The 26,819-nt window shown below is 31.5% G+C and carries 25 protein-coding genes; 13 read left to right on the top strand and 12 right to left on the bottom strand.

Features of this window, described 5'->3' with window-relative positions:
- Nucleotides 1-409, top strand: a 409-nt coding sequence (locus tag QNK89_RS09410) for an RNA methyltransferase (protein WP_340170765.1), incomplete at its 5' end; no start/stop codon positions are given.
- A gap of 2 nt (nt 410-411) precedes the next feature.
- Here the strand turns inward: QNK89_RS09410 and QNK89_RS09405 are convergent.
- Nucleotides 412-1,164, bottom strand: a complete 753-nt coding sequence (locus QNK89_RS09405) for a rhomboid family intramembrane serine protease (protein ID WP_340170764.1) — start codon at nt 1,162-1,164, stop codon at nt 412-414.
- 189 nt (nt 1,165-1,353) lie between these two features.
- Here QNK89_RS09405 and QNK89_RS09400 point away from each other — a divergent pair, with 189 nt between their 5' ends.
- On the top strand, nt 1,354-2,631 hold the full coding sequence (locus QNK89_RS09400; protein ID WP_340170763.1) for a replication-associated recombination protein A: 1,278 nt from the start codon (nt 1,354-1,356) through the stop codon (nt 2,629-2,631).
- Here QNK89_RS09400 and QNK89_RS09395 read toward each other — a convergent pair.
- Genes QNK89_RS09395 through radC form a run of 4 tightly spaced genes read right to left on the bottom strand, consistent with a single transcriptional unit; the run spans nt 2,628 to nt 6,197 of the window.
- Nucleotides 2,628-3,497, bottom strand: coding sequence for a hypothetical protein (locus tag QNK89_RS09395; protein ID WP_340170762.1), 870 nt, complete (start codon nt 3,495-3,497; stop codon nt 2,628-2,630). The two genes, QNK89_RS09400 and QNK89_RS09395, sit on opposite strands and share 4 nt — an antisense overlap.
- A gap of 8 nt (nt 3,498-3,505) precedes the next feature.
- Nucleotides 3,506-4,192 (bottom strand): YjjG family noncanonical pyrimidine nucleotidase, encoded by a 687-nt coding sequence (locus QNK89_RS09390; protein WP_340170761.1) that lies wholly within the window; start codon nt 4,190-4,192, stop codon nt 3,506-3,508.
- Nucleotides 4,182-5,483 (bottom strand): polysaccharide deacetylase family protein, encoded by a 1,302-nt coding sequence (locus QNK89_RS09385; RefSeq protein WP_340170760.1) that lies wholly within the window; start codon nt 5,481-5,483, stop codon nt 4,182-4,184. Before QNK89_RS09385 ends, QNK89_RS09390 begins: the two co-directional genes overlap by 11 nt.
- Before the next feature lie 15 nt (nt 5,484-5,498).
- Complete coding sequence (gene radC / locus QNK89_RS09380) at nt 5,499-6,197, bottom strand: DNA repair protein RadC (RefSeq protein WP_340170759.1); 699 nt, start codon at nt 6,195-6,197, stop codon at nt 5,499-5,501.
- Between the two features lie 131 nt (nt 6,198-6,328).
- Here radC and QNK89_RS09375 point away from each other — a divergent pair, with 131 nt between their 5' ends.
- Complete coding sequence (locus tag QNK89_RS09375) at nt 6,329-7,864, top strand: hypothetical protein (protein ID WP_340170758.1); 1,536 nt, start codon at nt 6,329-6,331, stop codon at nt 7,862-7,864.
- 343 nt (nt 7,865-8,207) lie between these two features.
- Here the strand turns inward: QNK89_RS09375 and QNK89_RS09370 are convergent, their stop codons facing one another.
- Nucleotides 8,208-9,563 carry a Mur ligase family protein gene (locus QNK89_RS09370; protein ID WP_340170757.1) on the bottom strand — a complete coding sequence of 452 codons (1,356 nt, stop codon included), beginning with the start codon at nt 9,561-9,563 and terminating at the stop codon, nt 8,208-8,210.
- Nucleotides 9,564-9,668: 105 nt separating this feature from the next.
- Nucleotides 9,669-10,619 (bottom strand): tetratricopeptide repeat protein, encoded by a 951-nt coding sequence (locus QNK89_RS09365; protein WP_340170756.1) that lies wholly within the window; start codon nt 10,617-10,619, stop codon nt 9,669-9,671.
- Between the two features lie 174 nt (nt 10,620-10,793).
- On the opposite strand from QNK89_RS09365, the gene QNK89_RS09360 reads away from it, so the two are divergent.
- Nucleotides 10,794-11,012, top strand: coding sequence for a hypothetical protein (locus tag QNK89_RS09360; RefSeq protein ID WP_340170755.1), 219 nt, complete (start codon nt 10,794-10,796; stop codon nt 11,010-11,012).
- A gap of 100 nt (nt 11,013-11,112) precedes the next feature.
- Here QNK89_RS09360 and obgE read toward each other — a convergent pair whose 3' ends face one another.
- Nucleotides 11,113-12,111, bottom strand: a complete 999-nt coding sequence (gene obgE / locus QNK89_RS09355) for a GTPase ObgE (RefSeq protein ID WP_340170754.1) — start codon at nt 12,109-12,111, stop codon at nt 11,113-11,115.
- A gap of 160 nt (nt 12,112-12,271) precedes the next feature.
- Nucleotides 12,272-13,381: an adenylate kinase gene (locus QNK89_RS09350; RefSeq protein ID WP_340170753.1), complete on the bottom strand. Its 1,110-nt coding sequence runs from the start codon at nt 13,379-13,381 to the stop codon at nt 12,272-12,274.
- 149 nt (nt 13,382-13,530) lie between these two features.
- On the opposite strand from QNK89_RS09350, the gene QNK89_RS09345 reads away from it, so the two are divergent.
- The 5 genes from QNK89_RS09345 to QNK89_RS09325 all read left to right on the top strand — a co-directional run bounded on the left by QNK89_RS09345 (nt 13,531) and on the right by QNK89_RS09325 (nt 18,852).
- Nucleotides 13,531-14,685, top strand: a complete 1,155-nt coding sequence (locus QNK89_RS09345; RefSeq protein WP_340170766.1) for a 5-(carboxyamino)imidazole ribonucleotide synthase — start codon at nt 13,531-13,533, stop codon at nt 14,683-14,685.
- Between the two features lie 2 nt (nt 14,686-14,687).
- A complete protein-coding gene (gene purE / locus QNK89_RS09340) occupies nt 14,688-15,170 on the top strand; it encodes a 5-(carboxyamino)imidazole ribonucleotide mutase (protein WP_340170752.1) in 483 nt (160 codons plus the stop codon).
- 350 nt (nt 15,171-15,520) lie between these two features.
- Nucleotides 15,521-17,554 (top strand): M3 family metallopeptidase, encoded by a 2,034-nt coding sequence (locus QNK89_RS09335; protein WP_340170751.1) that lies wholly within the window; start codon nt 15,521-15,523, stop codon nt 17,552-17,554.
- 484 nt (nt 17,555-18,038) lie between these two features.
- Complete coding sequence (locus QNK89_RS09330; protein ID WP_340170750.1) at nt 18,039-18,593, top strand: sigma-70 family RNA polymerase sigma factor; 555 nt, start codon at nt 18,039-18,041, stop codon at nt 18,591-18,593.
- 4 nt (nt 18,594-18,597) lie between these two features.
- Nucleotides 18,598-18,852, top strand: a complete 255-nt coding sequence (locus tag QNK89_RS09325) for a glycine dehydrogenase (RefSeq protein WP_340170749.1) — start codon at nt 18,598-18,600, stop codon at nt 18,850-18,852.
- Here the strand turns inward: QNK89_RS09325 and QNK89_RS09320 are convergent.
- The gene (locus QNK89_RS09320) at nt 18,832-19,662 is read right to left on the bottom strand and encodes a hypothetical protein (RefSeq protein WP_340170748.1); all 831 of its coding nucleotides are present in this window, start codon (nt 19,660-19,662) and stop codon (nt 18,832-18,834) included. The two genes, QNK89_RS09325 and QNK89_RS09320, sit on opposite strands and share 21 nt — an antisense overlap.
- Before the next feature lie 119 nt (nt 19,663-19,781).
- Here QNK89_RS09320 and gcvP point away from each other — a divergent pair, with 119 nt between their 5' ends.
- From gcvP to QNK89_RS09300, 4 genes are all read left to right on the top strand, one after another.
- Nucleotides 19,782-22,631: an aminomethyl-transferring glycine dehydrogenase gene (gcvP, locus tag QNK89_RS09315; protein ID WP_340170747.1), complete on the top strand. Its 2,850-nt coding sequence runs from the start codon at nt 19,782-19,784 to the stop codon at nt 22,629-22,631.
- Between the two features lie 187 nt (nt 22,632-22,818).
- The gene (locus QNK89_RS09310) at nt 22,819-23,877 is read left to right on the top strand and encodes a ketoacyl-ACP synthase III (protein WP_340170746.1); all 1,059 of its coding nucleotides are present in this window, start codon (nt 22,819-22,821) and stop codon (nt 23,875-23,877) included.
- Nucleotides 23,878-23,906: 29 nt separating this feature from the next.
- Complete coding sequence (locus QNK89_RS09305; protein ID WP_340170745.1) at nt 23,907-24,443, top strand: methyltransferase; 537 nt, start codon at nt 23,907-23,909, stop codon at nt 24,441-24,443.
- A gap of 66 nt (nt 24,444-24,509) precedes the next feature.
- Entirely contained in the window at nt 24,510-25,361 is an 852-nt protein-coding gene (locus QNK89_RS09300; protein WP_340170744.1) for a glycosyltransferase, read from the top strand.
- Between the two features lie 7 nt (nt 25,362-25,368).
- On the opposite strand, the gene QNK89_RS09295 is transcribed toward QNK89_RS09300, so the two are convergent.
- A complete protein-coding gene (locus QNK89_RS09295) occupies nt 25,369-26,178 on the bottom strand; it encodes a DNA/RNA non-specific endonuclease (protein WP_340170743.1) in 810 nt (269 codons plus the stop codon).
- A gap of 95 nt (nt 26,179-26,273) precedes the next feature.
- Nucleotides 26,274-26,819, bottom strand: a 546-nt coding sequence (locus QNK89_RS09290; RefSeq protein ID WP_340170742.1) for a class I tRNA ligase family protein, incomplete at its 5' end; no start/stop codon positions are given.

Raw genomic sequence — 26,819 nt, 5'->3', positions numbered from 1 at the left:
TTTTGGCGCTATTATTAGAACTGCAGAATGTACTGGTGTTCATGGTATTATTGTACAAAAAAAAGGAGGAGCTCCTGTTAATGGAGACACAATAAAAACTAGTGCTGGTGCTGTTTTTAAAGTGCCAATTTGTAAGGTTGATCACATTAAAGACGCCATGTTTCATATGCAAGCGAGTGGTATAAAAGTTATTGCTGCTACTGAAAAAACAGATGCAACTGTTTTTGATGTTTCATTTAAAGAACCATGTGCTATTATTATGGGTAGTGAAGGTCGTGGTATTAATCCTTCAGTATTAAAATTAGTAGATGCAAAAGCAAAATTACCTTTGTTAGGTGATATAGAATCTCTTAATGTCTCTGTTGCTTGTGGTGCTTTCTTATATGAAGTAGTAAGACAACGCATGTAGTATTACTCTTTATTCTCCTTAAATATATAATTGATTTCTGAAATTTCTTTAGATATTTCTTGAGTCTCTGTAAACCATTCGTTTTCAGGAGGTAATTCTATAAAATTTCCGTTTTCATCAAAATGCTTTAAAAACTCATCTTCTTCTTCGTTGTAATTTGGCTCTTCCCATATGTAACGCTTAGGTTTCATGATGGCTTTTCTAAATATTACTGCAAAAATGAAACCTGTCAGTAATCCAGCTGTGTGGCCTTCCCAAGAGATCTGTTCATCTATAGGAAAAGCGTACATAAACATACTTCCATATAGAAAGACAACTACTAAAGACACTGCTATTAACTGATAGTGTTTTGCAAATATGCCTTTAAAAAAATTAAAGCTAAAAAGCACATAAATAACTCCACTTGCACCAATATGATATGATGGTCTTCCTATTAGCCATGTTAAAAATCCTGAGAGTAAAATACCATATATAATAACTTTAAAAGCTAAAGGTCTGTAGAAATAAAACAATGCTGCAGACAATACGAATAAAGGAATTGTATTAGAATATAGATGCTTTATACCAGAGTGAATAAATGGACTAAATAAAACACCTCTTAAGCCTTTAATAGTTTGAGGATAGACACCATATTTATTAAAACGATACCCAAATCTAATTTCTATAGCAAAAACAAGCCAAATTAATAGCACAAATAATAAAGGATACAAAAGCGTATCTATAGAAAATGTAAATGGACTGTCTTGTTTTTTCATATTTCAATAAATATAGCAATTAGTAATCCATTAATAGAAAAGTGTTACAATGTCAGTTGCGTGAAGGATAGAACGGTTTGTTTGAAATCCTTTTGCTTGCAAAAGATTGAGTAGTGATAGCCTGACTTTTTTGTAAAGTATGAGCAAAAAAGGCACGCCATAAAACAAAAAAATGATTAATTTTACTTTATGAATATTCCTTTAGCCGAAAGATTAAGACCAAAAACATTAGCAGACTATGTTAGCCAAGCACATTTAGTAGGTGAACAAGGCACGCTAACCAAGCAAATTAATCAAGGCATGATTGCGTCTATGATTTTTTGGGGACCTCCAGGTATTGGAAAAACAACACTAGCAAATATTATTGCAGAAACCTCAGGAAGACCATTTTATACTTTAAGTGCTATAAGCTCTGGAGTTAAAGATGTAAGAGAGGTAATTGAAAAAGCTAAACAAAGTGTTGGATTATTTACTACTAAAAATCCTATTTTATTTATAGACGAGATTCACCGGTTTAGCAAATCTCAACAAGATTCGTTATTACAAGCTGTGGAAAAAGGATGGGTGACTTTAATAGGTGCAACTACAGAAAACCCAAGCTTTGAGGTTGTTCCAGCTTTATTGTCACGTTGTCAGGTATATATTTTAAAACCGTTTGAAAAAAAGGATTTAGAAGTGCTTTTAAAGCGCGCAATGGAAACTGACGTTGAAATATCTAAAAAAAACATAAGCCTTAAAGAAACAGATGCTTTATTAAGGCTTTCTGGAGGAGATGCTAGAAAACTATTAAATATTTTTGAACTTATTATAAATTCTGAAGCATCTGATGAAATTACTATTACAAACGCATCGGTTCTAGAAAAGGTTCAAAATAATACTGTACGTTATGATAAAACTGGCGAACAGCATTATGATATTGTTTCTGCATTTATAAAATCTATAAGAGGAAGTGACCCAAATGCTGCAGTGTATTATTTAGCAAGAATGGTAGAAGGTGGTGAAGATGTTAAATTTATTGCCAGACGATTACTTATTTTAGCAAGCGAAGACATAGGAAACGCAAACCCAACAGCTTTAGTGTTGGCTAATACAACCTTTCAAGCAGTATCTACCATTGGTTACCCAGAATCTAGAATTATTTTAAGCCAGTGTGCTACTTATTTAGCATGCTCTCCTAAAAGTAATGCTGCCTATATGGCTATTGGTAATGCACAACAACTAGTAAAACAAACGGGAGATTTACCTATACCTTTAAGCATAAGAAATGCGCCAACAAAATTAATGAAAGAGATTGGTTATGGTGAGCATTACAAATACTCGCATAACTACGAAAACAACTTTATATCTCAAGAGTTTTTACCAAAGGTGATTGTAGACACCAAACTCTACGAGCCTGGGAATAACGCAAGAGAAAATGCGCAACGCGATTTTTTAAAAGTACGTTGGAAAGAAAAATATGACTACTAAAATTTAATATCTATAGCCTTAACTTCTAAAACTTTGCCTTTTACTTCTGCAATAACCCATTTGTTATTAAGTTTATAAACTACAGCATCCTTATCTTTTACAATATAAAAGTCTTCCTTACCAGAAAACAGAATGGTATAACGCTTGTTGCTTTCGCTGTCTATTAAAAAATAACCAAAAGCACTATCTGGTATAGCCTCAGCAAGAAAACGAGAGTTAGAAACTTCCTCTGTGACTAAAGGTACAGCTTCTACTACCTCCTGTTTTTCCTCTTCTTCAAAAGCAATGCTTTCCGTTTCCTTAACCTCAATTACTTTGGTAGCATTAGAATTCTTTAATTGCTTTACTTCTTCTTTTAATTTATCTATTTCAACTTGCTTCTCCTCTACTATCTCTAATACCTCTTCTTCTTTTTCTAAAGTTATTTCGTTTTTAGAATTATAACTATAGTTTTCTTCTTCAAAACTTTTAAAAGCTAGCCTTAAAGCCTCATTGTAAGCTACTTTATAACTCTTATCTCTTGATTCTCCTTGGCTACTGGTAAAAATAACTTCGTTTTTACAGTTCTTTAATTGTACTGTTAGTTTGGTTTTAAAAAGATTAGAGTCTTTTAGAACATCAGCTTTTAGAGCCAAGCAATTATTTTTTGCATAATCACTTGGTACAATTTCATTCTCCATTATTGGTTCAAAATTATACTTTTCGAATAAAAACTTAGTAAGTGAATTTAATCTGTATTCATCTGCTGTTTTTAAAAACTCAAACTTTTCAGGAACAATAATATATTTATAATCGTTTAAACTTAATTGAGCATAAGATGATAATATAACAAAAAATGCTAGTAGAATAAAAAGTGTTTTTTTCATAATAATATTTATAAGTATTTTTTTAAATCAAGTAAATGCTTGACCGCTTTAATTTCATTTTCTAGTACTACATTATGGTAATTAAAACAAATAGCGTCTAAGCCTATGTTTAAAGCACCAAGAATATCTGCTTCGTAATTATCACCAATCATTATGGCGTTTTCTTTTCTAATATTTGCAAGTGATAGTGCGTGATTAAAAACTTTTGGATTTGGTTTTTTAACACCAACAGCTTCAGAGCTTGTTACAGTTTCAAAATAATGAGCAATATTAGATTTGTCTAATTTTGTTTGTTGTACTTCTTTAAAACCGTTGGTTATAATATGAAGCTTATATTTTGGTTTTAAATAGTCTAGAATCTCAATAGTACCATCAAAAACATGGTTGTAAGTTGTTAAATAATCAATATAGTCTATAGCTAATTGATTTATTACATGGTCTTCAACTACCATATTTAAGGCATCGAATGCCTCTTTTAGCCTTCCATAGCGTAAATTACTTTTAGACACTTTCTCGTCTCTATAAAGTTTCCAATATTTTAGATTTATAGGCTGATATATTTTAGAGAAACGTTCAGTATCTAAAACAATATTATTTTTTTTAAAAATAATGTCAAAGGTTAATGCTGAATTTTTATCAAAATCCCATAACGTATGGTCTAAATCGAAAAATACATCTGTTATTTTACTTTTCATTTGTAGAATCTAATATAATATTGAATAGTTCATTATAATCTTTCCAGGTTTCTGAAGCTCCAAAGGTATAATTATGAAATACAGGAACAAACTCACCTTGAACCTTTTTTACAGCATTAATAATTTGATTTAAATGCATTTTTTTATCTAATGTAGATTGGTATTTTAACAACGCATAATCTAAAACATGGTAAGTATTAATGCGTAATGGTGTTTGGATTTCGTAATCTAAATCATAAAAGAAAAAAGGTGTACATGTTCCAGCTCTAAAACCTATTTGGTTAATATAACCCATTGTAAAATCTTCTAGGACTTCTAATTCTACAAGGTTTCTATAAGATTCTGGTAAATTTAGCTTAGAGTAAGAGTTTCTAGACACATATAAATCTTGATTTATAATCGACTCCATTCTTAGCTTTTCTGTCTTAAGTGTAGCATTGTTAGTAAGTGCAAAATAGGAAACCTTAAGCCCTATTTTAGAGTAATCACCTACTTCTTTTATTAACGAAATAAACTTGGTTTTTTGAGTATTTATATTTTTATCGTAGGTAGAAAAATCTCCTATTAAAAAAAAGAATATAAATTTATTTTTTACTTGTTTTTGCTTATTAATTATATACTTAAAAGTATCGTATGGATCGTTTTCGAAACCAAATAATACAGAGTACCTTTTGTAAATATTTCTTAATTTAAATCGAAACAAATCATTAAAAGTACCACCAACACTTCGCATAATTCCTTTTAGCTTATAACTGTAGGCTTTAGGAATATCTATAACTGGTGTGATTTTATACTGTCTCTCTGGAAACTTAAACTCTGGAAATTGTATTTCTAAAGCGCTTCTAAATTTTAAAGCCCAAATATCTACTACTGGTTGTCTTAAAAAACCATTATTAAAAGCTAGACTCTCTTTGGCTGTAAAACGTCCAAATTCGTCTTTTACATGAGGCATATACTCTTCATAACGACTCAATAAATAAAAAGAAGCAGCAAAAATATCGAAAGGTAAAGCGCTTTGCTCTCCATTTGAAAAAAAACACTTGGTGTCTTCCCAATCACTAACTTTAATTTCTACGTCATTTAATCCCTGTTCAAAAAGCAACTCGTTAGAGCGTATAAAAAATTCTTTTCCTAAAGGTTGCCTTGTGTAAGATATTTTTAAACTATCGTGCGCTATAAAATCTTCTATAGTGGTTGTAAAACTTACAGAAACGTCCAAAATACGTGCACAAATTTGTTTAAATGTGTAACGCAATCTTGGTGTAATTTTATGGGTATAAACTAATAGCATTATTTATTGTAGTAATTAAAGTAGTGCTTCATCAGCGAAGCTAAAATAAGCGTTTTCAGTAATAATTAAATGGTCTAATACATTTATATCTAAACTCAGTGCTCCTATTTTTAATTTAGCCGTTAAATCTTTATCTGCTTTACTAGGTTTTAAAGTTCCTGACGGATGATTATGAGCCAAAATAATACATGTAGCACCTACTTCTAGAGCTGTTTTTAATGCTAATCTTACATCTACTAAGGTTCCTGTAATACCACCTTTACTGAGTTGATTATTTTGAATAACTTTATAAGAATTGTTTAAATACACTATCCAAAACTCCTCGTGTGGTAAATCTCCAATTATAGGTTGCATAAGCTCGAAAACCGATTTGCTAGACGTAACTTTTTTACGCTCTAATGCATCTACTCCTCTTCTACGTCTTCCTAATTCTAAAGCTGCAATAATTGAAATGGCTTTTGCTTCACCAATTCCTTTAAAAGCAGAAAGTTGTTTAATAGATAATTTACCTAGTTCGCTTAAATTATTATCTACGCTTGCAAGAATGCGTTTGCAAAACGCAACAACACTTTCGTCTCTATTTCCTGAACCTATTAAAATGGCTAATAACTCTGCATCGCTTATTACTGCTTTACCTTTATCGCGTAACTTTTCTCTTGGCTGATCGTCTTGAGACCAGTTTTTTATGGAAAATGAAGCGCTTTTTTCTGTCATGTAGTAAATCTACATATTTTTGTTGACTTTATACTGAAGATTAAGATACCGGTCATCTCAAATATTAATATCTAAACTGCATTAAAGCGCAGTTTAGCGAAACCGTTCTCTGCAATAAAAAAACTAACAAAATGAATGAAGAAAAAAAGTTTAATGGGTTAAGATGGGCATTTGTATTTCTGTTATTAACTTTCACACTATTTGTTTCGGGACAATCTACAAAAGAACTAAATCTTGAACACTTTACGACGGATGGTTACGAACTAACCAAATATATCAAAGTATCTGAAATACCCTATCTTATGAATAAATTGACGGAATTTAAAAAATTCCATTATACCGGATATACAAACTATAGAAAAGAAAGAATTACATGTAAAGAAGATGATATTCCCGGATATATTTTAAGAAAAGAAAGATATTTTGACTATGATAAAAGGGAAAATATAGATGACACAAGATATTATTATAATAGTAAGGCAATAGATATTATACATGACTATTTATCCAAATTTGGTTATTTTTACTTTGATCATGAAATAATTATTGATTTAGAATGGAATAATAAAGAGGTCAAAGAAAGTTGCGCAAAAACCTACCAACAATATGATCGAAAAACATGCCCTAATTGCAATGGAGAGTCAAGATTTATAGACAATTCCGATAAGTACTCAAAGGAGAGTAGGTCTGTGATGCAAAATTGTACTTCTTGTGATAAAACCTTTCCATTTAAAGTATGGAATCGGAATGGTCATGGATGGAAAACCACTCATGAAAAGAAGCTCGGTTATTTTAAATGCAGTGGTTGTAGCGGTTATGGATTTTCTGAATGGAATCATGGATCAGCTTTCAATCCTAATATCTCAACAAAAAACTGTCATGTAAGCGGGTGTAATAATGGTTGGCAGGAGTGCAGAAAATGCTATGGTAAAGGTCAAAAAAGAGGCACCGTTAATGTTGAAAAGAAACATGTAACAACACAAAAAAATGAATGTACAAGGTGTAATAATAGTGGCAAGGTAATTACCGGAAAAATAAAAACATATACCTGTTCCTCATGCGATGGTAAAGGCTATACTTTTAAAAGAATTCGTAATCCAGAATGGAAAAATATTGTAAGATATTATCGTGAAAGTAAAAAACTGTACACAAAAATACGTTATAAAGATAATGGAAGAATGAGACCCGATGGTTTCCGTGTAGACTCCTGTAAAAAATGGGTGGGGGTCGAAGCAGATAGAGGTTATGCTTTCCTTGGAAATAAAAAATATTTTACTTTAAATAAAAAATATTCTTCAACTGGTGACGAGTTGAAATATCATAATTTAGATTTTGTTCAGATTGCATTTCAAAGAAATTTAAAAGATTCTAGGCGAGTACCTGAAACTACATTATCTGCATTAAATAATAAATATGTAGGTGAATCGGAGGATGGGAAGCAACATGGACAAGGTACTTATGCTTGGGTAAGTGGTAATAAATATGTAGGTGAATGGAAGGATGGGAAGCAACATGGACAAGGCACTTATACTTGGACTGATGGAAGTAAATATGTAGGTGAATGGAACGATGGGAAGCAACATAACCAAGGTACTTTGACTTTTGCTGATGGAAGTAAATCTACCGTTTGGTACAGGTATGGGATTAAATACTGCTGTGACAATTAGATACTGATAGACAATGGTCAAAAAGCAATTAAAAAAATTTATGTGATGGGTGAACAATGATCTGTCGTAAAACTTTTTAAGAATGGCAAAATAGAATATTCAGGCAACTATCGAAACACCAAAAAATCTGGTATTTGAACATGGTACTTTGAAAATGGCAACAAAAATGTTAGTTGAAGCAGATCAGAGATTACGAGCAGTTACGTTGATATTAAAAAATACAAGTAATAATCTAACGGAATCTGGATATATAGTTAGTGCTTTAATAGCAAATAATGATAAAAACACTTAAACTGCATTAAAACGTAGTTTAGCTGGAATGTTAAACGAACCTTTCAAAAACCTACCCAATCAACCCTTTCAAAGCCTCAAAATCCAATCCACCATAATTACCAGAACTCATTAACAACAACGCTTTATTTTCAAAGTTTTGCGAAAACAAAAACTCTTTAAAATCGTCTGGATTGGTGTAAATAATTAAATCGTCACGCTGGAACGCATTTGCAATTTGCTCATGTGTTACTTCTTCTAATTTTTTAATTTCTACTGCATGAGGCGAATAAAAAACAACTGCAACATCTGCTGCGTCAAGCGCACCTTTGTATTCTTTTAAAAATTCGGCATTTAAACTACTATAAGTATGTAATTCTAAACAGGCTACTAAAGTTCTATTTTGGTATTGCTCTTTTACAGCATTTGTAGTGGCTTCTACTTTACTTGGTGAATGCGCAAAATCTTTGTAAGCTAAGCTAGTTTTACTTTCTACTATTTTTTCTAAACGTTTGCTTGCACCTTTAAAAGTCGGGATGGCTTCGTAGAAATCGTCTTCATCGATTCCCATATGTTGGCAAATCCATTTTGCGCCAGCAAGGTTGTTTAGGTTATGTTTTCCAAACACTTCTATTGGTAAAGGTCCTTCTGGTGTTTCTAATAAAGTTTCACCATTTTCTACTGTATACTCAGGTGTTTGGTATGCGAGTTTTCTAATTTGGTTTTCGCTGGCTTCCACTACTCTTTTCACCTCAGCATCTTCTTCGTTATAGTTTATGCTTCCACCTTGTACTATAGAATCTACAAAAACGCTAAACTGTTCTACATAATTTTCATAAGTTGGAAACACATTAATATGATCCCAAGCAATACCGCTTAACAAGGCAATATTTGGCTTATAAAGATGAAATTTTGGTCTTCTGTCTATTGGAGAACTTAAATACTCGTCGCCTTCCAAAACAATAAAATCGTTATCGTTTGTAAGTTTTACCATAACATCGAAACCTTCTAGTTGCGCACCAACCATATAATCGACATCGCGATTATGATAATGCATAACATGCAAAATCATAGAGGTTATTGTTGTTTTACCATGGCTTCCACCAATTACAACTCTGGTTTTATGTTTAGATTGTTCGTATAAAAACTCTGGATAACTGTATATTTTTAAGTCTAACTCTTGCGCTTTTAATAACTCTCGATTATCTTTTTTAGCATGCATTCCTAAAACAATAGCATCTAAATTAGATGTTATTTTTTCTGGAAACCAACCAAAAGCTTCAGGTAACAAACCTTTACTTTCTAAACGCGATTTTGAGGGCTCGAAAATAGTATCATCACTTCCTGTTACTTGATATCCTTTATTGTGTAGTGCTAAGGCTAGATTGTGCATGGCACTGCCTCCAATGGCTATAAAATGTACGTTCATGTTCGTGTTTTGAATAAAAAGTAAAGATAAGTATTGGATTTTTATTTATATAAGAAATTACCAAATCTTTATAAGGCAAATAAGCTAAAAGCACTATTGTAAAAATTAATTTAAAGTGTTTTTAAAAGTCTTAAAAACCTCAATCTCTGGTAAGTGTTTTATTGCTTTTTCAATCCAAATTAATGATTCTGCTTTATCCTTTTTATGCTTATAAATTTGTGCTAACCTATAGTAAGCCAAAGCTTTTGGCACTCCATCCTTAGAACTGTAATTATCTATATATACTTTTAGACAAAATTCGCCTTTTTCTAATTGAACATTATAATCTGCACACACTTTTCCTATTTGGTAATGCATGACATTGCGCTTATGCTTTAGATGTGCTGCTTCTAGATTAGAAATGGCTTCTGTAGATTTCCCTTCTTTTTCATAGAGCTTGGTCAACTTATCGTAACAGGTAATAGAACCACCTTCTTTTATGGCTAGCTTATAGAATTTTTCGGCTAGATCTGGTTCTTTATCGTATTCATAAATATAACCTTTAGCTAAATAGCCATCTACTTTAGACAGTTTTTCTAGCTCGTTTGCATACTTAAAGCTTTTACTTTTACTGCCACCTATAATACCAGGTAATTGCATATATAATTCTACTAAAGCCCAACGTGCATCAATATGGTTTGGATCGAGCTCTGCAGCTTTTAAAAAAGCTTCTTTTACATCGCCAATAATACTTAAAGCTCTAATTTTACTTATAATTAATGCTTTCATACCTAAAGCACCACCATATTTATAATGGTAATTTGCTTCGGCTGGTTTCGCATCTACTAACTGCTTATACTGCTCTATGGCTTCATCCCATTTCTTCTGGTGCCCATATGCATCACCCAAGAGTTCTGTAGCCTGTAAATTGTTAGAATTATTATTTATAAATAAAATTAGATCTTTTTCAGCCTTTAAAGGCTGCTTGTTTTCAATCAGTTTTTCTGCATCTAACAGGCTTGTTTGCCCTATTAATAAGAGCGGGGAAAACAATAAAAGAAGCACGATTTTTTTCATAAATTATAAGTTAGTACAAAAATAATAATCTATTGGTATTGTTTTTGATTTTAGTAAAGAAAATAAAAGCTTTACTTTTAAAATTGCTTAGTTTACTCATTCAAAGGGCTAGATTACGTATTTAGTGTTTTACAAATAAAGCTTCGCAATTATATTGCTCCAAAATTGATTACAATGAACAAATATATTACCATCTTAATGATTATTCTCTTTGCCAATACTACTTTTTCTCAAAACAACAACTATTCCAAACTATGGACTGAGGTTGAAAAACATGAGGTTGCAGGTTTACCAAAATCTGCTTTAAAAGCGTTGGAGATAATTGAAACTAAGGCTAATGCTGAAAACAATGCGGTTTTAGATCTGGAATGGTTTCTACGGAAAATGAAATAACCGAAATTAAAATAAGGGCTTGTATAAAGATTGAGAAATAACGACTAGGTGTATATTAATTTCTACAATAGATTTTAGGTGAGCTCTCATAAACTAATAATTAGTCATTTAAAGCTGCCCAAAGTATATCTTTAAGCTCTAACAAACCTTGCTGGGCAACACTAGATATAAACACATAAGGAATTGGTAATTCGTTATCTAATTCTACTTTAATTTCCGCTTGAAGTTCATCGTCTAACATATCGCATTTAGATATGGCAATAAATCGGTCTTTATCTAACATTTCTGGATTGTAGCGACGTAATTCGTCTAACAAAATATCGTATTGTTTTTTAATATCTGGAGCATCTGCTGGAATTAAAAACAAAAGAATAGAGTTGCGTTCTATATGGCGTAAAAAATAATAACCTAAGCCTTTACCTTCGGCTGCACCTTCAATAATTCCAGGAATATCTGCCATTACAAAACTTTGAAACTCACGATGCTTTACAATACCTAAATTAGGCTTTAATGTAGTAAACTCGTAATCGGCAATTTTAGGTTTTGCAGATGTAACTACAGATAAGAGTGTCGACTTTCCAGCATTTGGAAAACCAACTAAACCAACATCTGCCAATAACTTAAGCTCTAAAGTTATATCCTTTTCTTCCATAGGAATTCCAGGTTGTGCATAACGAGGTGTTTGGTTTGTAGAAGTTTTAAAATGCCAGTTTCCACGACCACCTTTACCACCTTGAGCCACAATACGCTCTTCACATTCTTCTGTAATTTCAAAAAGAGTTTCGTTAGTTTCTGTATCTTTAACTACTGTTCCTAAAGGTACGTCTACATACATATCTTCTCCATCTGCACCAGTACTTCTTCCACTACTTCCACTGCCACCATGACCTGCTCTAATGTGCCTTTTATACTTTAAGTGTATTAATGTCCAAAGGTTAGAGTTTCCTTTTAAAATCACGTGTCCTCCACGTCCACCATCTCCTCCATCTGGTCCACCTTTGGCAAGGTATTTTTCACGATGTAAGTGTGTAGAACCTTGACCTCCTTTTCCAGAAGTAACGTGCATTTTTACGTAGTCAACAAAATTTCCTTCAGTCATTTTTTAAGTTATAAGTTGCGAGTTTAAAGTTTAAAGTTACGCACTCTTAGACTTACTCAAATTATCATTCCTGCGGAGGCAGGAATCTATTTTTTAATAAAAATAATTTAGTTCATTATGTTTTTTACATAACATAATTAAATTTCTGCTTTCGCAGAATTTAGAGCTTATCAATTGCACTACACAAACGCTCTGTAATAGCTTCAACACTCCCAAAACCATCTACTCCAAAATATTTATTTTGTGCAGAATAATAGTCTTTTAAAATGGCAGTTTTTGTATAATACTCTTTAATACGATTTCTTATAATACTCTCGTCTGCATCATCTGCTCTTCCGCTAGATTTACCACGTTCAAGGAGCCTTTCAACTAAAACCTCATCTTCCACCTCAAGAGCAATCATTGCATTAATTTGTGAATCTTTGCTTTCCATAAGTTTATCTAAAGCTTCTGCTTGTGTATTTGTTCTTGGAAAACCATCAAAAATAAACCCTTTAGTATCTGCATTTTTTTCTACTTCAGCATTTAACATGTCTATTGTTACTTGGTCTGGTACTAACTCGCCTTTATCCATAAAAGATTTCGCTAAAATACCAAGTGCAGTTTCATTTTTTATATTAAAGCGAAAAACATCTCCTGTAGAAATATGTACAAGATTATATTTCTCTTTTAAAAAATTAGCTTGTGTACCTTTACCTGCTCCTGGAGGGCCAAATAATACTAAATTTGTCATGTGTTGCGTTGTTTTTATTTGATATACTTCTGGTAAATCTCTTCCTAATCCATCATAGTCTAGTCCATAACCTACTATAAACTTGTTAGGAATCTCCATACCAACATAATGTAATTTAAAGTCTTTTTTGTAAGCTTCCGGTTTGTAAAACAACGTTGCTATTAATAATTGTTTAACACCTTCATTTTTAAATACCCTATGTATTTCGTGTAGTGTTTTACCTGTATCTATTATATCTTCTAGTATAACTACTGTTCTTCCAGTTAAATCTTGAGTTAAACCTATTAAACGTTGTATGTCGTCTGAAGATTTGACACCTTCGTAAGACGCTAGTTTAATAAAAGTAACTTCGCATGGTTTTGGATATTTTTTTACAAAATCACTAACCACCATAAAAGAACCATTTAGAACACCAATAAATACTGGCACTTCATCACCTAAATCGTTTACAAGTTCTTCAGCCATTTTAGACACAGCAGCGTCTATTTCTTTAGCAGAAATAAATGGCTTAAAATATTTGTCGTGTAGCTTAATCATTATTTTACTTTTAATAAAGTGGCAAAGATAAGTATTTGTTAATCGAAATACGATTTTTGCTTTATCATTTTAGGGCTGATTTATTTTATAAAATGTATTTTTGTAATGCATTTTATAACTAAAAGATTTCCATTTTCATGGAAAATATTATGAACTATTTCTCTTCAGATTTTAAATTAGGTATTCTTGGTGGTGGCCAACTAGGCAAAATGATGCTTTACAGTACCAGAAAATTCGACATACAAACATATGTGTTAGACCCAAGTGATGATGCTCCTTGTAAAATAGCATGCGACGCTTTTACAAAAGGCGATTTAATGAATTTTGAAACTGTTTACAACTTTGGAAAACAAGTAGACGTATTAACTTTTGAAATTGAAAATGTAAATGTAGATGCGTTAGAAAAATTAGAAAAAGAAGGTGTAAAAGTATTCCCAAGTTCTAATAATTTAAGAGTGATACAAAATAAAGCAAAACAAAAATTGTTTTATTTAGATCATAACCTACCAACGTCTCAGTTTTCTAGATTTGCTTATGCTTCAGAAATTGAAGACGCTGTTTTAAATGGAGGTCTAGAATTTCCGTTTGTTTGGAAAAGCGCCCAGTTTGGTTACGATGGTAACGGTGTAAAAGTAGTGCGCACTTTAGAAGATTTAAAAGGTTTACCAACTGGCGAATGTATAGCAGAAGAACTAATAGATTTTAAAAATGAACTTGCTGTAATAGTGGCTAGAAATCCTGATGGTGATATAAAAACGTATCCTGTTGTGGAGATGGAGTTTCATCCAGAAGCTAACCAAGTAGAATATGTTATTTGTCCTGCAAGAATTCCAGAAGCAATTGCTAAAAAGGCACAAGATATTGCCTTAAAAGTATCAAAATCTTTTAATCATGTTGGCTTATTGGCTGTAGAAATGTTTCAAACTAAAAATGATACTATTTTAATTAATGAAGTGGCACCAAGACCTCATAATTCTGGTCACCAAACCATAGAGGCAAGTTATACGTCTCAATTTGAACAACATATTCGGGCTATTCTTAATCTTCCCTTAGGAAAAACCGAAAGCAAAGTTGGAGGTATTATGCTAAATCTAGTTGGTTCAGAAGGTTATACTGGAGATGCTGTTTATGAAAATATTGATGAAATTATGAAAATGGAAGGCGTGACACCACATATTTATGGTAAAAAACAAACAAGACCGTTTCGTAAAATGGGTCATGTAACTATTGTAAATGAAGATTTAAATACAGCACGCAAAGTTGCTGAGGAAGTAAAGAAAACTATTAAAGTAATAAGCAAATAATTATGAGTAAAGTTGGTGTAATAATGGGTAGCGATAGCGACCTACCAGTAATGCAAGAAGCAATAGATATATTAAAAGGGTTTGATATTGAGGTTGAAGTAGATATTGTATCTGCTCATCGCACACCAGAAAAACTATTCGATTACAGTAAAAATGCACATACTAGAGGAATAAAAGTAATTATAGCTGGTGCAGGTGGTGCAGCACATTTACCAGGAATGGTAGCGTCTTTATCGCCTTTACCAATAATTGGCGTTCCTATAAAAAGCAGAAATTCTATAGATGGTTGGGATTCTATCTTATCTATTCTTCAAATGCCAGGCGGAGTTCCTGTTGCAACAGTAGCGCTAAATGGAGCAAAAAATGCAGGGATTTTGGCTGCACAAATAATTGGAACTAGCGACAAATGTGTACTAGACAAAATATTAGCTTACAAAGAAGGTTTAAAGCTTAAAGTAGAAGCAGCTTCTAAAGGTGTAAAATAGAAAATAGAAAAGCCCAGTCTCCTGGGCTTTTAATCGCTATTAATCTTTCTATGTATGAGATAAACTCACATTAAAAAAACTTACAGCGAAAATCTTCATTTACATTCAAATAGAAGAAAATATTAAAAAAAATACATGCAATTTCGTTTAAAAACACCTAGAGTGTTGGTTTCCAGCATGTTTTGAGGTATAAAAAAAACCTCAAATAAATTTGAGGCTTTTTATCGCTATTAATCAATAATTTTAAAGAGAGTAACCAGCTCTCATGAAAAATCTAACACAAACTTAAAAGATATTTCCCACATTTTAAATGTTTTAACTAAATTTTATCAAAATACAATCATCTTATAATGAACATATTAACAAAAAAATTCTCAAATCCATATAATTCAGCTCCATTTAGCCAAATTAATAATAAAGATTATAAACTGGCTATAACAAACCTTATTTTAGAAACGAAATTAGAAATAGAGGCTATTACAAAAAACCATGATAATCCTACTTTCGAAAATACTATAGAAGCACTAGAATTTTCTGGACAGCAATTAGATCGCGTAACAAGTATTTTTTTTAATCTTAACTCTGCAGAAACTAGCGAAGAAATCCAAAAAACTGCCCAAGAAGTCTCTCCACTACTCACAGAATTTGGGAATGATATTACTCTAAACGAAGCCTTGTTTAAACGCGTAAAAGAAGTTTACAATAAAAAGAGCGCTTTAAATCTAACAATAGAACAACAAACATTATTAGATAAAAAATATAAAAGTTTTTCTAGAAATGGTGCCAATTTAAATGAAGAAGATAAAACTAAACTTCGTGAGATTGATAAAACACTTGCAAAACTTAAATTACAATTTGGCGAAAACATTTTGGCGGAAACCAACAAGTATGAGTTGCACCTTACAAATCAAGAAGACCTTTCTGGTTTGCCAGAAGGCGCAAAAGAAGCTGCGAAACAATTAGCAGAAAGCAAAAACAAAGAAGGTTGGTTAATCACCTTAGACTACCCAAGCTACATTCCGTTTATGACTTATGCAGATAACAGAACACTAAGGCAAGAGCTGTCTAAAGCTGCAGGAAGCAAAGCATTTAAAGGCGATGCGCTAGACAACCAAAACATTGTATTAGACATTACAAACCTGAGGTTTAAGCGTGCTAACTTACTAGGTTATAAAACGCATGCTCATTTTGTATTAGAAGAACGTATGGCTGAAACACCTGAAAAAGTTTTTAATTTTTTAAATAAGTTATTAGCTAAAGCTAAACCAGCAGCAGAAAACGAATTTAAAAATCTAGAGCGTTTTGCTAAAAAATTGGATAATATTGAAAGACTTGAGAAATGGGATTCTGCATATTACGCAGAGAAATTAAAGCAAAAACTATTCAGTTTAGACGACGAGCAATTAAAACCTTATTTTAAACTAGAAAATGTAATAGATGGTGCTTTTGTTGTTGCAGAAAAGCTTTTCGGTTTACATTTTGAAGAAATAAATAATATCGACAAATACCATGAAGATGTTTTAACTTATAAAGTAACAGACAGCAATAATGATTTAGTTTCAATATTTTATGCTGATTTTTTTCCAAGAAAAGGTAAAAGAAATGGTGCTTGGATGACAAGCTATAAACTACAATTTATAAAAAACAATACAGAAGAAAGACCACATGTTTCTATTGTTTGTAATTTTACTAAACCAACAAAAAGCAAGCCTTCATTATTAACCTTTAATGAGGTTACAACACTGTTTCATGAGTTTGGTCATGCACTTCATGGTATGCTAGCAAAAACAACCTATCCTAGTTTATCTGGAACAAGTGTTTATTGGGATTTTGTTGAGTTACCTAGTCAAGTTATGGAAAACTGGTGTTATGAAAAAGAAGCACTAGAACTTTTTGCAAAACATTACGAGAGTAACGAAGTAATACCTATGGATCTAGTTAACAAAATTAAAGAATCGTCTACTTTTCATGAAGGAATGCAAACCTTAAGGCAAATTAGTTTTGGTTTGTTAGATATGGCATGGCATGCTAGCGAATTTCCAGAGGAAATTAAAAATGTAAAAACATATGAAAACAATGCTTTTAAAAACACTAATCTCTTTCCAGATGTAAAAGAAAACTGTATGAGTACTGCTTTTGCTCACATTTTTCAAGGTGGTTATAGTTCTGGTTATTACAGTTACAAATGGGCAGAAGTACTAGATGCAGATGCTTTCGATTATTTTAAACAAGCAGGTATTTTTAATAAAGAAATTGCTAGTAAATTTAAAGAACACATATTGTCTCAAGGAGGAACAGAAAAACCAATGGTTTTATACAAACGCTTTAGAGGGCAAGAAGCTAAACCTGAAGCGCTTTTAAAACGTGCAGGATTAATACAATAAACTATTAATGCAGCTTTACATAATACAGTAAAGTTTAATTGTATAAAACAATCATTTAAAAATAATAGGTCGACTACTTATAACATTAGTACATGTAATATTCCCAAGGTATTTTAACTGGAAAATAGAATTAAAAAAATTAAGCCTTATAAATAGACAAATGATGAAAGTTCACACCTTTTTTATAGCATTAACTGTTTTTTTTAATTGGTATACTTTGCTTTACCTCTTCTCAAGATATTACAGAAACTAAACTTGGAAATAAAATAGCTTTAGGTTTAGCCATTTTTTGGGGTATTAGAGTATTTATGCAGTTCTTTGTATACTCTTCAAAATTGTGGAAAGGTAAAATATTTGAAACCACAGTGCATGTTTTCTTTTCAATACTTTGGATATATCTAACTACTGTATTTTTAATGATATATTTCAAATAATATTAAAACAATTCTTTTTTCTTTACTTTTGAAAAAAACAATTGCCAATTATGCCAGATCACAAAATAGATCCAAATCAATGGATTAATTTGTATTCAGACTATCTTTTTAACTACACAATTTCTCGTGTTAGTGATAGAGATATGGCTCAGGATTTAGTTTCCGAAACCTTTTTAGCAGGTTTAAAATCTATGAAAAATTTTAAAGGAGAAGCAAGTGAACGCACTTGGCTAATTTCAATTTTAAAAAGAAAAATTATAGATTATTATCGTAAAATAAATTCTAACAAAGGTAAAGCCGAAGTTAGAATGAGTTACAATAGTGATATCGAAAGCGAAGGTGATTGGCTAGAAGAACGTGTTGCCGATCCTTTTGACAAAACAGCTGAAGATGCTATAGAAAATAAAGAATTAGGTGTTGCAATACATAATTGCTTAGATAAATTACCAGCAAAACAGGCTCAAGTTTTCGAAATGAAAACAATTTTAAATTACGAAACTGAAGCCATATGTAATGAATTAAATATTACTGCGTCTAACCTATGGGTAATTATACACAGAGCACGAACTGCAATGGCTGGTTGTCTAGAAAAAAATTGGTTTTAATAAAATGAGTAATAAAATATTTCTAAGTTGTAATGAAGCTAATCATACTTGCGATAAAACGGAGTATACAGAAGCATCATTATTGGATAAAATCAAATTAAATATACATTTAATATGGTGTGCTGCATGTAGAAAGTACTCTAAAAACAATGCAAAACTCACAAAATTAATAAACCAAAAAGAGGTTAAACTTCAAGATTCTGAAAAAAGCAAAATTCAATCTGTTTTCGAAAAAGAATTAGCAAAACAAGATCATTAGCAACCAAAATATTGGAATACTTTCAACCCAAAAGGAACTATAATAAAGATTCCTTTTTTTATTTGTATAAACTAAAAACAAACCTGTAATTAAAGTAATAATTAATATAGTTACTATATTATTACTGCTTATTTCATTTTTGAAAAATTCCACTAAAAAGAAAACTATTAATAACAATAAACCTATTGTTTTTGTTCGCCTTACTCCTATTCTTTGTGGTATTGTAGCTAATTTTAAACTATCGTACTCTAAATCTCTAATTTCAAAAGGAAGCATTAATACAATAACAAAAATAAAATACTGAAAAGCAGTAATAAACATATCTTCATTAAGCGCAATACCGTTATTTATCAACGGTAAAAAAACAGTAACACCAGACCAAACTAAAGCAATTATATAAACTTTAAGCCCACTTACATCTCTTAAGTTTTGTTGTTTATCTAAATAAAAATCTTTAGGTATAAATGGAAAAGCATATAGAAAAGTAACAATTCCAAAAACCGAAATATAAACAAGAGATTTTGTAGATAATTGAAATGCATAATAACACAAAAGCACAAAACAAATAAGAGAGAATATTTGTATGGCTTTTAAAGATTGTGTTAAACTTCTATGATGGAATTTTGCAATACCAAAATATTTAACAAAATTATAGCCAGTTATAGTTGCAAAAAAAACAAAAAATAAAATACTCTCATCATGTAAAACGTTGAACCGTCTTAATGTGATAAAACATAATGCATACACGGCTAAAGCAACGTGAATACTACTATTTAAATAAAAATCAAAAAGCTGTTTAATTACTCGCATTAAACAAAGTTACGCAAACTGTTAATAAAGGAGTTAAATGGTTAAAAACTTTCAATTTTTTAAGAAATAATATCTTAAGTTTTCATTATTTTTGCTTCATAAAATTCACATACAATAAAATGGATACAAATTCTTTCGCACTACGTCATATTGGGCCAAGAGAAAACGATCAAAAACTAATGCTAGATGCTATTGGTGTTGACAGTATAGAACAACTTATCTCTGAAACCGTTCCTGAAGACATTCGTTTAAAAAACGATTTAGATTTAGATGCTTCCATGAGCGAATTTGAGTATTCATCTCACATTAACGAACTATCTAAGCTTAATAAAGTTTATAAAACTTACATAGGTTTAGGTTATCATCCTACTATTTTACCAGCTGTTATACAACGTAACATTCTTGAAAATCCAGGTTGGTATACAGCTTACACACCTTACCAAGCAGAAATTGCTCAAGGTCGTTTAGAAGCTTTATTAAATTTCCAAACTATGGTTATTGACCTTACAGGAATGGAAATTGCCAATGCTTCACTTTTAGATGAAAGTACTGCTGCTGCGGAAGCTATGGGAATGCTATTTGCGGTAAGAGAGCGTAGCCAGAAAAAAGCGAATATCAATAAGTTTTTTGTTTCAGATTTAGTATTACCACAAACAATAGATTTACTAGAAACTAGAGCAAACCCAATTGGTATAGAATTAGTTATTGGTAATGAGTCTGAATACAACCTTTCAGATGAGTATTTTGGTGCATTATTACAATATCCTGGCAAAAACGGACAGATTACAGACATAAAATCTTTTATAGAGAAAGCAAATGCAGAACATATTAAAGTTGCAGTTGCAGCAGATATATTAAGTTTAACTAAACTAGAAGCTCCAGGAAAATTTGGTGCAGATGTTGTTGTTGGCACAACTCAACGTTTTGGTATACCAATGGGCTTTGGTGGTCCTCATGCAGCATATTTTGCAACAAAAGAAGCTTACAAGCGTGATGTTCCTGGTCGTATTATTGGTGTAACTAAAGACTTAAACAACAACAGAGCATTACGTATGGCATTGCAAACTCGCGAGCAACACATTAAGCGAGACAAAGCAACTTCTAACATTTGTACAGCACAAGTGCTTTTGGCAGTTATGGCTGGAATGTATGGAGTGTACCATGGTCCTAAAGGATTAACGTTTATAGCAGATAAAATTAAAGACTCTGCTTCTACTTTAGCTAAAGCTTTAGAGAAATTAGATTTAGAACAAACAAATTCGCATTATTTCGATACACTTCAAATTAAAGCAGATGCTGTAAAAACTAAATATGAAGCAGAAAAAAGAGAAGTTAATTTTCATTATCCAGATACCAATACTGTTACAATTTCTATAAATGAAACAACTTCTATTTCAGATTTAAATGAAATTATTTCAATTTTTGAAAGCGTTACAGAGAATAGTACAGACAAAATTGAATCGATTGAAAGTAATAACACAATACCAGAGCATATAAAACGTCAATCTGATTTCATGACGTTTGATATGTTTAACACATACCATTCTGAAACAGAATTAATGCGCTACATTAAAGGATTAGAGCGCAAAGATTTAGCCTTAAATCACTCTATGATTTCTTTAGGTTCTTGCACCATGAAATTAAATGCTGCTGCAGAAATGTTACCATTAAGCTCTACAAATTGGGGAAGTGTACACCCATTTGTTCCTGTAGATCAACCTATTGGTTACAAATTAATGTTAAACGCATTAGAAAACCAATTAACAGAAATTACAGGTTTTGCCGCTACCTCTTTACAGCCAAACTCTGGAGCACAAGGAGAGTTTGCTGGTTTAATGGTTATTAAAGCTTACCATGAATCTCGTGGAGATCACCATAGAAACATTTGTTTAATTCCATCTTCTGCACATGGTACAAATCCAGCTAGTGCAATAATGGCTGGAATGAAAGTAGTTGTTACCAAAGCATCAGAAAACGGAAACATAGATGTTGAAGATTTACGTGAAAAAGCAGAATTGCATAAAGATAATTTATCTGCGTTAATGGTAACCTATCCTTCAACACATGGTGTTTACGAATCTGCCATAAAAGACATTACTAAAATCATTCATGACAATGGTGGTCAAGTTTATATGGATGGTGCTAACATGAACGCACAAGTAGGATTAACAAATCCTGGAAATATTGGAGCAGATGTGTGTCACTTAAATTTACATAAAACTTTTGCTATTCCTCATGGTGGTGGTGGTCCAGGAGTAGGACCAATATGTGTAGCAGAACAACTAGTACCATTTTTACCTGGAAACCCAATTATTAAAACTGGTGGACATCAATCTATATCTGCAATTTCTGCTACTCCTTATGGATCTGCTTTAGCTTGTTTAATTTCTTATGGATACATAAAAATGCTAGGTTATAGAGGACTTAAAAAAGCAACAGAAATCGCGATTTTAAATGCTAATTATATTAAAGAACGTTTAAAAGATCACTATCCTACATTATATTCTGGTGAAAAAGGAAGAGCTGCACACGAAATGATTATTGATTGTCGCGATTTTAAATCTAATGGTATTGAAGTAGTAGATATTGCTAAGCGTTTAATGGATTATGGCTTCCATGCACCTACAGTATCTTTTCCTGTAGCAGGAACCATGATGATTGAGCCCACAGAAAGTGAGAGTAAAGCAGAAATGGATCGTTTTTGTGATGCCATGATATCTATAAGACAAGAAATTGCAGAAGCAAATAAGGATGATCATAATAACCCTTTAAAAAACGCACCTCATACAATGGCTATGGTAACGAGTGATGAATGGTTACTGCCTTACTCTCGTGAAAAAGCCGCATTTCCTCTAGATTATGTACATGATACTAAGTTTTGGCCAAGTGTAAGACGTGTAGATGATGCTTATGGAGACAGAAATTTAATTTGCACATGTTCTCCAATTGAAGCATATATGGAAGCTTAAAAGTTTCAAATAATTTTAATAATCAAAAGTCTTTATCTTATTTTAATAAAGACTTTTGTTTTTTTATTAATTTTAAGTACCATATTTTAAGAATTAAATAAAAAAAAGCGAATAATTTAAAAACAAACATTAGTCTATTTATATTTAATTAGATTAGTATATTAACAATAACCAATAGCTTAGTATTATGTCTATAAAAATTACAGGAACAGGAAGTTACATTCCAAGTCAAATTAAAAAAAACGAAAGTTTCTATAATCATGAATTTATTAATTTAGATGGCTCTTCAATAAATAACACCAACGAGGTTATAGTTGAAAAATTTAAAGCCATCACAGGAATTGAAGAGAGACGTTATATAAAACCATCTTTATTAAATTCTGATATCGCCTTTTTTGCTTCAGAAAAAGCAATTAAAGACGCTAAGATCGACAAAGAAACTTTAGACTACATTATTGTTGCACATAACTATGGAGATGTGAAACACGATTCTGAACAAAGTGATACTGTACCTAGTATTGCCTCTCGTGTTAAACATTTATTAGGCATAAAAAATCCTAGATGTGTTGGGTATGATTTATTGTTTGGTTGTCCAGGATGGATTGAAGGTGTTATTCAAGCAAAAGCTTTTATAGCCTCTGGAATGGCAAAAAAGTGTTTAGTTGTTGGAACCGAAACATTATCTCGCGTAGTAGATAAACATGATCGTGATTCTATGATTTATAGTGATGGAGCTGGAGCAGTAATTGTTGAGGCTTCTAATGAAGAAGGTGGAATAAACGCTCATGAAACAGCTACTTTTGCATTAGATGAAGCTCATTTTATTTACTTTGGAGAAACAAATAAACCAGAAATTACAGATAAACGCCGTTACATAAAAATGTATGGTCGTAAAATTTACGAGTTTGCATTAACTAATGTTCCTTTAGCTTTAAAATCTTGTCTAGAAAAAAGTAACTATAAAATTGAAGATGTAAAAAAGATATTAATACATCAAGCAAACGAAAAAATGGACGAAGCTATTGTAAAACGCTTTTACAAACTACATAAAATGGAAATGCCAGAAGGCATTATGCCTATGAGTATAAATACTCTTGGTAATTCTAGTGTAGCTACCGTACCTACGCTTTATGACTTAATCTTAAAAGGAGAACTAGAAGGTCATGAAATTAACAAAGGAGATGTTATTATTTTTGCTGGTGTTGGTGCTGGGATGAATATTAATGCTATGGTATATAAACACTAATTTAGTATTAATTAACAAAACGATTTATCTTGTACGAAGGAAAATTTCCATATAAAAGATACAAACTCACTCATCAGTTTTTAGAAAAACATATTTCTAAAGAAGAAAAAATTTTAGACTTAGGAGTTTCTAATCCTTTTACTGAGGTTATGAAAAAATCTGGTTTTAAAATTAAAAATACAACTGGAGAAGATTTAGATGAAGATACCTCAGCTATAAAAAACTCTAACGCTACAGTGGTAACAGCTTTCGAAATTTTTGAACATCTATTATCACCATATACTGTTATAAAAGATATAAAAGCCGATAAACTAGTTGCAAGTATTCCTATGAGATTGTGGTTTTCTTCTGCCTATAGAAGTAAAACTGATAAATGGGACAGACATTACCACGAGTTTGAAGATTGGCAATTTAATTGGCTTTTAGAAAAAGCTGGTTGGAAAATTATTGACCGCCAAAAATGGACTAACCCAACAAAGAAAATAGGTCTTCGTCCGCTATTAAGATGGTTTACTAATCGCTATTATATTGTTTATGCAGAACGCATAAATAACCCTAAACAATAAATAACAAAACCAAAACTTAATTAAAAGCCTTTGGAATTGGGTATTTTATTACTGTAATTTGTTTTCATGAACATTTACATTGTTATTCCTGCACATAATGAAGAAGATTGCATTGCTTTAATGTTGCAATCTTTAGCAGAACAAACACTTTTATCAAAAAAAGTAGTTGTTGTAAATGACAATTCTATAGATAATACTCAAAAAGTAATTGATACTTTTACAAAGAAACACAGTTGGCTTGAGAGCATTTCTATTCAATCTTCTAAAGAGCACATTCCAGGCAGTAAAGTAATCAACGCATTTTACAAAGGCTTAGAAACTTTGGATGATAACTACGATATTATTTGCAAATTTGATGCAGATATTATACTTCCAAATAATTATTTAGAATCTATTGTCACTCTTTTTGAATCTAATAAAAAAGTAGGTATAGCAGGAGGCTTGGCTTATATTGAAAAAAATAATGAATGGGTTTACGAGACCATAGCTTCTAAAAAACATGTTCGTGGTCCTTTTAAAGCCTATAGAAAAGCATGTTTTAAAGAGATTGAAGGATTAAAACAAAGTATAGGTTGGGATACTATAGATATTTTATTGGCTCAATATTATGGCTGGACCATAAAAACCGATAAAAACTTAAAAGTAAAACACTTAAAACCAACTGGAAAAACATACCATAAAAGCAGTAAATATTTACAAGGTAAAGCACTTTACAAAATGCGTTTTGGGCTAATTATTACAATTCTTTCCGCATTAAAAAGCGCAATTAGTAAGCGTAGTACTATATATTTTTTCAACACAATTTTAGGCTATTTTAAAGCGAAAAATCAAAACTTAGAGTATTTAGTAACCAAAGAGCAAGGCGCTTTTATAAGAAAACTCCGTTTGAAGGGAGTAAGAAAAAAAATTTGCTTCTAAAAACTTATTATTTAAAGCTCCAATTTTTATAATTGTTAGATTCTTCCAATCTATTTTCTAACCCATCCTCTAATTCATGAAAGAAATCGATTCCTGTAAGTGCTTCAATTTTATCTACAGATACAACAAACTTATATAATGGCTCATTAGAATCTTCATGATCTAATAAAAAAGCCAACATTTTTGTGTCACCAGAATTATTATCGATAATTACTTTATAAAACTGATTAGGAACTGCTACTTTTTCGCTCCCAATAGTTTTCATATTACCTTTTAAAATACCACCAGAAACCACAAAAACACCATCGTACTTTCTAGCCCAATATCGAGTTTTCTGCTCTAGTCTATTCCAAACTCCTGCATTAAAATCGTGCCTTTGCGGAGAAATATTACTGGTTAAAAAGGTTTTTTTATGAGCAAACTGACTGTATTTCCTGTCTCTTGCTGGACATAAGTGTCCACGGTCGTAACCAGATTTTTTATAGTTTCTCCAATGTGCTGCTTTAGTTTTAACGGCTTCATCTATTTCAAAATAAGGACGTTTAAAATTAGTATTACTTAAATGCGATTTTTTAAGTTCATAAGCTACCCACTCTGCTTGTTCGTGCGGCTCGCTGTAACTTAAACTATAACCTTCATGATGCACAACTTGACCTGTACTGCTTGTTGGTAAAAAATATTCGTTAGTATCTGCCTTTACGGTAACTCCTCCAGAAACAACTTTTATTTGCTCTTGATTAATTATATATTCTTTAATTAATAAAGTTGCTATAATTACTATTGCTGTGAGTATTGAGTATTTTGTTTTATTATTCAATATAAGAATATGTTTATTTGATAAAGTTATAAATTAATAGACTTAAAAAGCAAAACCTCGCAATTGCGAGGTTTTACATATACAATCTTAAACTTTTATTTTAAGCTTTCTAAGCTACTTTTCAAGGTTTCAATCTTAGCTAAAGCATCTGCTTCTTTTTTCTTTTCACCAGCAACTACTTGTTCTGGTGCTCCTGCAACAAAACGTTCGTTAGATAACTTTTTTTGTACAGATTTAAGGAAACCTTCTGTATATTTTAATTCTTCAGAAAGTTTTACAATTTCTGCTTCAACATCAATGGCACCTTCCATTGGTATAAAATACTCGTTAGATTTCACTCTATATGTTAAAGCGCCTTCAACTGGCTGAGAAACATAATCGATACTTTCAAGATTCCCTAATTTAGAAATAACAGCATCAAAAATAGTGCTCGAATTTTCATTATTAATTACAGAAAAACCAATAGCATCTTTAAACGCAATGTTCTTTTCTTTTCTAACTGTTCTTATTCCAGAAATTACTTCTGCAGCAAATTCAAATTGCGAAATAATTTTATTGTTTATTGGTTTCGCTTCTGGCCATTTTGCGACAATTAAAGCTTCTTCAGGAGAACGTTCTGCAATATATTGCCAAATGTCTTC

Source organism: Lacinutrix sp. (assembly GCF_037625555.1).
Classification (GTDB): domain Bacteria; phylum Bacteroidota; class Bacteroidia; order Flavobacteriales; family Flavobacteriaceae; genus Lacinutrix.
This window is presented reverse-complemented; position numbering and strand designations above follow the sequence as displayed.